The organism is Rhodococcus sp. A14 (assembly GCF_011603105.1).
Taxonomy (GTDB): domain Bacteria; phylum Actinomycetota; class Actinomycetes; order Mycobacteriales; family Mycobacteriaceae; genus Rhodococcus_F; species Rhodococcus_F opacus.
The window spans coordinates 1-2,189 of sequence record NZ_JAAOQS010000240.1 but is presented as its reverse complement, the minus strand read 5'-3'; the positions used below and the strand labels follow the sequence as shown (position 1 = coordinate 2,189).

Genomic DNA, 2,189 nt, shown 5'->3' with positions numbered 1-2,189 from the left:
CCACCCCACCCACCGACCTCACCATCACCACCACCTCCGCCACCGACGCCACCCACTACCCCCTCGCACTCGCCGCCACCACCACCACCGACACCACACTCCACCTCAAGTTCGAGTTTCTGCCGGAGTTCCTCAGCCGCAACGACACCGAGGCGATCGCGGCCCACATGTGCCGGGCACTGGAGGTCATCGCGACGGCACCGGAGACGACCGTCGCGTCGGTGCGACTTCTCGGCGACGACGAGTTCCGCGCGCTCGCGCCCGTGCGCGGTGGTCCCGCACCCGCCACCCGCACGCTCGCCGCGATCGTCACCGACGCCGCAGCCCTCGATCCGGACGCCGTCGCGCTCGAGGACTCCGGTCGCGCGGTGAGTTACCGCGACCTCGACGAGGCGTCGAACCGGCTCGCGCGCCTGCTGATCACGCACGGCGCCGGCCCGGAACGCTACGTTGCCCTGGCGATTCCGCGTTCCGTCGACTCGGTGCTCGCGGTCTGGGCGATCGCCAAGACCGGGGCGGCTTTCCTCCCGATCGACCCGGGCTATCCCGCCGCACGCATCGCCGACATGTTCGCCGATTCGGGTGTCGCGCTCGGCGTCACACTGACACCGCAACGTGAGCGGCTCCCGGACACGGTGCCGTGGCTCGTCCTGGACGAACCCGGGACGATCACGACGGTCGAACAACAGTCGAGCGGTGCCCTCGGTGACGCCGATCGCCGCGGGCCATTGCTACCCGACCATCCCGCGTACCTGATCTACACGTCCGGATCGACCGGTGTCCCGAAAGGCGTGGTGGTTCCGCACCGCGGGCTGGCCACGCTGGCCGCGGCGCAGGCGGCCGGCCTCGGTCCGGGGCGGCACTCGCGCGTGCTCCACTTCTCGTCACCCTCGTTCGACGGATCGGTGTTCGACTACCTTCTGGCGTTCGGCTGTGGCGCGACTCTGGTGATCAGCCCGCCGACCATCGTCGGCGGCACGGAACTGTCCCGCTTCGTCGCCGCCCAACGGGTGACGCATGCCTTCGTCCCGACTGCCGCACTAGCCTCGGCCGATCCCGACGACCTCGACGGATACGACGGGTTCGGCGAAATTCTCGTGGCCGGAGAAGCGTGTCCGCCCGGTCTGGTGACCCGGTGGTCCCGTGGCCGGGCTCTGCGGAACGGCTACGGCCCCACCGAAACCACCGTGATGTCCAATATCAGCGCGCCGCTCACACCCGGGTCCGAAGTGACGATCGGCGGCCCGGTCGCCGGTGCGGACGAAGTGGTGCTGGATGCGCGGCTGCAGCCGGTCCCGGACGGCGTTCCGGGTGAGTTGTACATTGCCGGGTCAGGTCTGGCCCGCGGATACCACCGGAGGCCGGGCCTGACCGCAGGACGCTTCGTCGCCGCTCCATACGGGCCGGCGGGCGAGCGGATGTACCGGACCGGCGACATCGTCCGCTGGGTCGCCGACACGTCCGGCGGTCGGGTGGTCGAGTACCTCGGCCGCGCCGACTTCCAAGTGAAGGTGCGCGGGTTCCGCATCGAACCCGGCGAGATCGACTCCGTCCTCGGCGACCACCCGGACGTGGAATACGCCGCGACACTCACCCGCACCGGGCCCGCCGGGGACCCGATCCTCGTCTCCTATGTCGTCGGTTCCGCGGAGCTCGCCCCGGCACGACTCTCTGCCTATCTCACCGAACGACTTCCGGCGCACATGGTGCCCGGTGCGATCGTGCCGATCGACCGGATCCCGCTGACCCCCGTCGGCAAACTCGATCGCGCCGCGCTGCCCGCTCCCCGGTTCGACTCCCCGGCCGATCCCGCGCACCGACCGACGTCGCCCGTCGAGGAGACCGTCGCGAACGCGTTCGCGGCCGTTCTGGGGCTCGAGCACGTCGGTGTCGACGACAACTTCTTCGAGGCGGGCGGAAACTCGCTGACGGCGACACGGGTGGTGGCGCGGGTCAATTCGATGCTGCACACCCACATCGACGTCCGGACCGTGTTCGAGGACCGGACACCACGGGTCCTGTCCACCCACCTCGACCACGACTCGAACGATGCCCCGTTGCCGGTGCCCACTCCGGGGAACCAACCCGAGTTCGTGCCGTTGTCGCCCGCCCAGCAACGCATCTGGTTCCTCAACCAATACGACACCACCACCCCCACCCTCACCCTCGTCCTCCCCCACCTCCCCCCC

The 2,189-nt window shown here is 70.0% G+C and carries 1 protein-coding gene; it reads left to right on the top strand.

Going from position 1 to position 2,189, the window contains the following annotated elements; translation table 11 throughout:
* The coding region (locus G9373_RS45055) for an amino acid adenylation domain-containing protein (protein WP_240961157.1) at window positions 1-2,189 on the top strand (2,189 nt) is incomplete at both ends.